Source organism: Dietzia maris (genome assembly GCF_014144855.1).
GTDB lineage: Bacteria > Actinomycetota > Actinomycetes > Mycobacteriales > Mycobacteriaceae > Dietzia > Dietzia kunjamensis.
In genome coordinates, this window is record NZ_JAALDN010000028.1 from 1 (window position 1) to 6901 (window position 6901).

6 protein-coding genes and 2 pseudogenes are annotated in these 6901 nt (G+C 70.8%); 3 read left to right on the top strand and 5 right to left on the bottom strand.

The genetic code is table 11. The features are described 5' to 3' along the window. The 4 genes and pseudogenes from G6024_RS00850 to G6024_RS16515 form a co-directional block, all read right to left on the bottom strand. The coding region (locus G6024_RS00850; protein ID WP_159147605.1) for an HAD family hydrolase at positions 1 to 550 on the bottom strand (550 nt) is incomplete at its 3' end. After that, complete coding sequence (locus tag G6024_RS00855; protein WP_159147606.1) at positions 547 to 900, bottom strand: TetR/AcrR family transcriptional regulator; 354 nt, start codon at positions 898 to 900, stop codon at positions 547 to 549. The genes G6024_RS00850 and G6024_RS00855, both read right to left, overlap by 4 nt. A 51-nt stretch (positions 901 to 951) precedes the next feature. Then, positions 952 to 1209 (bottom strand): annotated as a pseudogene (locus tag G6024_RS16510) (GMC oxidoreductase); the annotation flags it as partial. A 393-nt stretch (positions 1210 to 1602) separates the two neighbouring features. Then, a pseudogene (locus G6024_RS16515) lies at positions 1603 to 1674 on the bottom strand (twin-arginine translocation signal domain-containing protein); the annotation flags it as partial. 86 nt (positions 1675 to 1760) lie between these two features. Here G6024_RS16515 and ppk2 point away from each other — a divergent pair. The 3 genes from ppk2 to G6024_RS00875 all read left to right on the top strand — a co-directional run bounded on the left by ppk2 (position 1761) and on the right by G6024_RS00875 (position 5021). Beyond that, positions 1761 to 2663: a polyphosphate kinase 2 gene (gene ppk2, locus G6024_RS00865; RefSeq protein WP_235027705.1), complete on the top strand. Its 903-nt coding sequence runs from the start codon at positions 1761 to 1763 to the stop codon at positions 2661 to 2663. A gap of 85 nt (positions 2664 to 2748) precedes the next feature. Further along, positions 2749 to 3792, top strand: a complete 1044-nt coding sequence (locus tag G6024_RS00870; RefSeq protein ID WP_159147608.1) for an enoyl-CoA hydratase/isomerase family protein — start codon at positions 2749 to 2751, stop codon at positions 3790 to 3792. A 74-nt stretch (positions 3793 to 3866) separates the two neighbouring features. Further along, positions 3867 to 5021, top strand: coding sequence for an AI-2E family transporter (locus G6024_RS00875; RefSeq protein ID WP_159147609.1), 1155 nt, complete (start codon positions 3867 to 3869; stop codon positions 5019 to 5021). Between the two features lie 47 nt (positions 5022 to 5068). On the opposite strand, the gene G6024_RS00880 is transcribed toward G6024_RS00875, so the two are convergent. Beyond that, positions 5069 to 6772, bottom strand: a complete 1704-nt coding sequence (locus tag G6024_RS00880) for a serine hydrolase domain-containing protein (RefSeq protein WP_159147610.1) — start codon at positions 6770 to 6772, stop codon at positions 5069 to 5071. Between the last annotated feature and the right edge of the window lie 129 nt (positions 6773 to 6901).

Genomic DNA, 6901 nt, shown 5'->3' on the forward strand with positions numbered 1-6901 from the left:
CATCGTGCACGTGATCGCCCACGACCACCGACCGCCCGGGGGTCACGTCCACACCGCGGGCCCGGGCGGCGGCGAGGGCGTCGCGGACGAGGTGGGCGCGGTCCGCGTGGTGATCACCGAACGCGCCGAGTCCGGGATCGGGCAGCCCGTCGAAGCCACAGAGCCGCAGCTTGAGCAGCGCCGTCCGCCGCATGTTGCCCGTGACGATCCCCTGGTGCAGTCGCGGGTCCGCGGCCAGGGCGGCGACAGCTTCGTGGGCGCCGGGCAGGGGACCGCCACCTCCGGCCAGGAGATCGTCCCCGAACGTTTCGCAGCGCCGGGCCACGGCGTCCATGAGGGAATGGACCACCTCGTCGTCGTCGACACCTATCCCGTTGATCTCGAGCAGATCGGTGAGGATCGCGCGGTCGGTCCGTCCGGCGAAGGACACGCCCATGACGGGGTCGCGGCCGAGGAGGTCGGCGAGCGCCGGGGTGATCATGCGGGTCCCGAAGCCGGCGGGGTCGAGGAGGGTGAGGTCGAGGTCCCACAGGACGAGTACGTCGCTCACCTCCCGAACGTCTCCAGCAGCGGCGCCAGCCAGGTGGTGAGGAAGGTGCGGAGGTCGTCGTCGGAGCGGGCCTCGGGCGAGTCCAGGCACAGCACCGACCAGCCCACGTGCACGCCCACCTCGAGGGGCGTCGTCGCGGCGTCGAGCACATCGGTGAACGCGCCGGTGAGCATGGTGAGTCGCTCGGAGACGGCCTGCGAGACCAGGTCCTCGCGGCTGCCGAAGATGGAGTAGACGGTCTGGCGGCTGACCTCGGCCCGCTTGGCGACCGCGGCGATCGTGACGCCCCCGAAACCGGCGCGCCCGATGACGGCTCGGGTGGCGTCGAGGATGGAGTCGCGGGAGCGCACCCCGCCAGTATCCCGGACGCCGCCGGACGCCGTGCCTAAAAGACGGCGCCCCTAGAATACAGCGCCCACGTCCTGCCGCACGATCCTGTCCAGCGGGCGCTCGGCGATCGCGGCGATGGTCAGCGACGGGTTGCACGCGGCGGTCGTGCCGGGGATGAGCGCGCCGTCGACGACGTACAGCCCGCGCTGGCCCGGGACGCGGCCGTCGAGGTCGCAGACTTGTCCCATGACGGCGCCGCCGAGTGGGTGCCAGGTGGAGTTGAGCATGCGGTTGGTGTCCGTGAGGTGGCCGGTCGGGCCGGCGATGTCGCGTGCGGTGCGGTCGACGTGGGTGAGGATGTTGGAGCCGCCGCCGGCCGGCCATCGGATGATCCCGCGGTCCTGCGCGGAGTCGTAGACGACCCGACCGCGGTCGGCGCTGACGCCGTAGCCGACCATCACCGTGAACCACAGGGCGCGCTCGTCGGGGGAGGTGGCGCTGGGGAAGGTGGTGGAGCCCGGTCCGGTGGGCCAGCGACGGCCTCGTTCGACGACGACGACGGCGACGCCCGCCTCAGCGAGACGAAGCGCTGAGATGCCGCCGCCGAATCCGCTCCCGACCACGATGCACCGGTGGTCCTGCACATCGTGGGGGATCCGTCCGGGTGCGGGGGAGTCGGTCGCGGCGCCGGCGGAGTCGCTCGGCCGGGCGGCAGCCGCGGGGTCGGTGGCCAGGGCGGCGACCCCGGCGGCGGCGACGGTGCCGAGGAAGCCCCGGCGGGAGATGTGCCGCATGGGCGTGAAACTAGACAGTGTTGACGAAAACTGTCAATATCGTCGTCCCGGTCGAGGAGGCCGGGTCGGGTCCGTAGGCTCAGGCCATGAGCAGCAAGAAACCCTCCGGCAAGAGCGGCAGCAAGAGCGCGTCCAAGAGCGGTGCCAAGAGCGGTGCGAAGAAGAAGGACCTCCTGCCCAGCGGTCTGGAGAAGCTGCCGAAGAAGGCCTACGAGGCCGAGCTCGAGCGGCTGCAGGCGGAGCTGGTCGAGATGCAGGCCTGGCTCCGGGAGACCGGCAACCGGATGGTGGTGGTCTTCGAGGGGCGCGACGCCGCGGGCAAGGGCTCGGCCATCAAGCGGATCACGCAGTACCTCAACCCGAGGCACGCCCGGATCGTGGCATTGCCCGCCCCGACGGAGGTGCACAAGACGCAGTGGTACTTCCAGCGCTACATCGAGCACCTGCCGGCGGCCGGGGAGATCGTGATCTTCGACCGGTCCTGGTACAACCGGGCCGGGGTGGAGCGGGTGATGGGTTTCTGCACACCCGACGAGTACCGGCGGTTCCTGCACCAGGCTCCGATCTTCGAGCGGCTGCTGGTGGAGGACGGGATCATGCTCCGCAAGTACTGGTTCTCCGTGTCCGACGAGGAGCAGGAGCGCCGGTTCCGGTCGCGCCATGACGACCCGATGCGCCGCTGGAAGCTCTCGCCGATGGACCTGGAGTCCATCACCCGGTGGGAGGACTACAGCCGGGCCAAGGACGAGATGTTCGTCCACACCGACATCCCCGAGGCGCCGTGGTTCACGGTCGAGTCCGAGGACAAGAAGCGCTCGCGGATCAACGTCATCTCGCACCTGCTGTCGACCGTGCCGTGGGAGAAGCTCGACCCGCCGGAGCTGGAGATCCCCGAGCGGCCGAAGGGTGCGGACTCGAGCTACGACCGCCCGCCGCGCGAGGAGTTCAGGTACGTGCCGGACGTGGCCTCGCAGTTGTTGGAGGGCTGAGGCGGCGGGCCCGCATCGGGGGCAGTGAAGTAGGAATTCCTAGTATCCGTGCGACGGTCGGTGGGCGGCCTGACACTATGGGGTCATGAGCGAATTCGTCAGCAGCCGGCGTGATGGCCGGATACAGCACATCGTCCTGGACCGCCCCAAGGCCCTGAACTCGCTGGACCTGTCCATGTGCCGGGCCCTGCACACGGCGCTGGACCAGGCGTCCAAGGACGAGGACGTCGAGGCCGTCGTCACCACCAGCACCTCGGAGAAGGCGTTCTGTGCGGGTGGCGACATCCGCGCGCTGCGCGACGCCGCGGCGGCCGGTGAGCACGAGAGGAACCACGAGTTCTTCTCCGAGGAGTACGCGATGGATCTGGCGTACCACACGCACCGCGTCCCCACGGTCGCCGTGATCCACGGGGTGGCCATGGGCGGAGGCCTGGGAGTCTCGATCAACGGTTCGCACCGCGTGGTGACCAAGAAGGTCATGATGGCCATGCCGGAGACGGCGATCGGCTTCATCCCGGACGTCGGCGCCAGCCACTTCCTTCCGCGCCTGTGCGGCGGCGGCGCACGCGGCCTGGCCGTGGCGATCTACCTGGGCACGACGGGCGTGCGGATGAACTCCGCCGACGCCCTCTTCACCGGCCTGGCCACCCACCTGATCGACGACGACGAGCGCAACGCCTTCGTCGACGCCGTCGCTGCCATCGGCTTGGCCGACGCGCTGAAGAGGTTCGGTCTCGAGCGCGCCGAGGCGGGGGAGTCCGCCGTCGAGGCCCGTATCGAGCGCATCGAGGACGTCTTCTCCCTCGACACCGCGCAGGAGATGATCGCGGCGCTGGAGTCCGGTGAGCAGGACGAGTGGGCCACGTCCACTCTCGAGATGTTGCGGTCGCACTGCCCCACGTCGATCGTCGCCACCATCGAGCTGCTGCGCGCCGGGGCGAAGGCGGAGGACCTGCGGGAGTGCCTGGACAACGAGCTGGCCCTGGGCGCCTGGATCACCGCCCGCCCGGACTTCGTCGAGGGCGTGCGGGCCGTCGTGATCGACAAGGACCGCAACCCCACCTGGGATCCGGCGGATCTCGATTCGGTGGACGTCGACGCCATCCGTTCGGCGCTCGCCGGGAGCTGAGCGGTTTCTCCGCGGACTGATCGGGATACGCTGAGCGGCGTCCGGCGCACGGGGCGCCACTCGTGAGGAGCGTCATGACTAGCAGCGGAGACAACGTGGGCCCTCCGGCGGCGCCGACGCCGGAGGCGCTCGCCCCCCACGAGGAACCCAAGGGCTGGGGCATCGCCGGCGTCACGGCGGTGTCCCTCGCGGCCCTGTTCGTGGTGGTGTGGGGACTGTCCGAACATGCGAGTCTGCTGATGCCGGCGTTTCTGGCGCTGAACCTGGTCATCGCCGCCCAGCCCCTGCAGCGGCTGCTGCAGCGGGCCGGGCTGCCCCGCTGGGGGGCGATGATCATCGTCCTGCTGGTGCTCTACCTGCTGCTGGCCGCGCTGGTCGGGATGCTGGTGTGGGCATTGTGGGTCGCAGCCGAGGAGATCCCGCAGTACCAGGACAAGTTCATCGAGCTGTACGAGCAGACGATCGCGTTCCTCGGCACTTTCGGCGTGAGCGAGGATCAGGTCACCTCGAGCCTCCAGGGCGTGGACCCCACCACGATCGTCGGTACCCTGCAGAACGTCGCCGGTCAGTTGTCCTCGGCCGGCGGTCAGCTCACCGTCCTGGTCATCGCGCTGACGTTCCTCGTGTTCGACGTCCCCGGCATCACGAGGCGTCGCGCGGTGATCGCCCGGCAGCGGCCCCGGCTCGCCGACGCCCTCGGGTCGTTCACCGACGGCGTGAAGTCGTACTGGATCGTTTCCACGGTCTTCGGTCTCCTCGTGGCGGTGATCGACACGGTGGCACTGATGATCCTCGGCGTGCCGCTGGCGCTGGTGTGGGGCGTGCTGGCGTTCGTCACCAACTACATCCCCAACATCGGCTTCGTGCTGGGGCTGGTGCCGCCGGCATTGTTCGCGCTGCTCACCGGGGGGCCGGTCGAGGCCATCTGGGTGGTGGTGATCTACAGCGTCGTCAACCTGGTCATGCAGAGCTTCATCCAGCCCAAGTTCACGGGCGACGCGGTGGGGCTGACCCCCACGGTGACGTTCCTGTCACTGGTGTTCTGGTCGGCGATCGCCGGGGCGCTGGGCGCCATCCTCGCCGTCCCGCTGACGTTGGCGGTCAAGGCGTTCCTCGTGGACGCTGATCCCCGGATGGCCTGGTTCTCCACGTTCCTCACGACCCCGGACGCGGACGCCAAGCGGGACCGGCGGCGCGCGGCGCGGCTGGAGGCGGCCCACGAGGGGTAGGTCCCGCCGGCGTCGGCACCAGCCGGTGGACCCTGGCGGCCCCGCGGTCAGTCGCCCGTCTCGTCCTCTCCGACGCGGGTGAAGGTGCCCAGGCCGTTGCCGTCGAGGAGCTCCACCGTCACCGTATCGCCGTCGAAGGTGACGCTGCCGCGGGAGCCGGGCGGCCAGTTCTCACCGACCGGACTCACGGCGAAGGTGTCGCCGTCCCAGTGTTCGAGCGGCCAGACCTGCGGTCCCGGGCCCACGTCCAGCGCGAGTGCGGGGCCGGCGTCCGGCGGATCGTCCGGATCCCCGTCCGATCCCCGGTCAGGCTGTGAGGCGACGCGGCGGATCTCGATCTCGCCGAAGTAGTCGTTGCGGTAGACGCCCACCAGCTCGTCCGCCGGGCGCGGCGGTGCGGGGGCGGAGGGTTGCCGAGTGGAGACCAGGTCGCCGACGGGGGCCAGCAGTGGGCCGAACGCCTCGCCGTACAGCTCCCGCCACTTCAGGGTGGGGTCGCCGAACTGCGCGTAGTCCGCGAAGCGCGAATTGATCGTCTCGGCCACCCCGACGGGCGAGGCGTTGGTCAGGGTGATGATGCCGAGGTCCAGCGACGGCATCATGAGCATCGCAGTTCCGGCGCCGAGCGCGAACGCCCCGGAGTGACTCCACTCGACGCGGCCGGAGGAGCTGGTGGAGATGTTGAACCCGTAGCCGTAGGTCCCGGTCCGGTCTGCCGCGGACTGCGGGGGTGAGGACACGGCCTGCGGGGTCAGAGCCTGTCGGAGTGCGTCGGAGGGGACGACCTGCGAGCCGCCGGGCCCGGCGCCGTCGGCGAGCACCATCGACATCCACCGCGCCATGTCCGTGACCGACGAGCTCAGGCCCCCCGCGGGGGCCTGGGCGTCCGGGTCACGCGCGGGATCGGCCGGGACCCAGTCGCCGGACGACTCGCCCGACTCGTCGGCGGCAGCGCGGACGTGGCCGACGACGCGGTTGTGGCGGTCGAGCAGGTCCTCGTAGGAGTAGGAGGTGTCGTCCATGTCGAGGGGGTCGAAGAGCCGCTCGCGGGCCAGCTCGGGCCAGGGGGTGCCGGCCGCGACGGCCACGGCTTCGGCTCCGGCGGTGAGCCCGAAGTTGGTGTACGCGTACGAGGCGCGGAACGGCTCCAGCGGCAGGTGGCGCAGCCCGTGCAGGATCGCCGGGCGGTCGTACCCGAGGTCCTCGATATCGTCGCCTGCGTGCTCGGGCAACCCGGAGCGGTGCGCGAACAGGTCGCCCACCGTCACGTCGGCGGTCACGCCCGGATCGGACAGGGCGAACCACGGGAGGTGCTCGCGCACGGGAGTCGACCAGTCGATCTCGCTCTCGGCGGTCTCCGCGGCCACGACGGTGGCGCTGACCGGCTTGGAGACCGACGCCATGGGGAAGACCGTCCGCGCGTCCACCTCCTCGCCGGTCTCGGTGCTGCGCACGCCGAACCCCTCGGCCAACGCCACCTCGCCACCGTGCACCACCGCCACTGCGACGCCCGGGATGCCCGAGGCCTCGAGCTCCTCCTCGACGATGTCGGTCACCTTGCCGATCGCGTACTCGACCCGGTCGTCCGAGACCTCCAGTCCGGAGTAGGCCGCGGGACTCTGGCCGGGCTCCGGGTCGGGGACCGGGGTGCCGCACGCCGAGGCGGACATGGCCACGGTGAGCCCGAGCGCCGCTGCTCCGGCGATCCGCGGGCGGCGCGAGCGACGGGGAGGGGACGGGTCCGGGGTCATTTCCTCAGGTTAGTCGTCCGGCGCCGCGAATCGCCGCAACAGCGCAGGACGAGCTGGTGGTCAGCGCGCCCGTTCCCAGTTGGCGGTCCACGCCTCGGCGCCGCCCATGAGCTGACGCTCCAGCTCGGC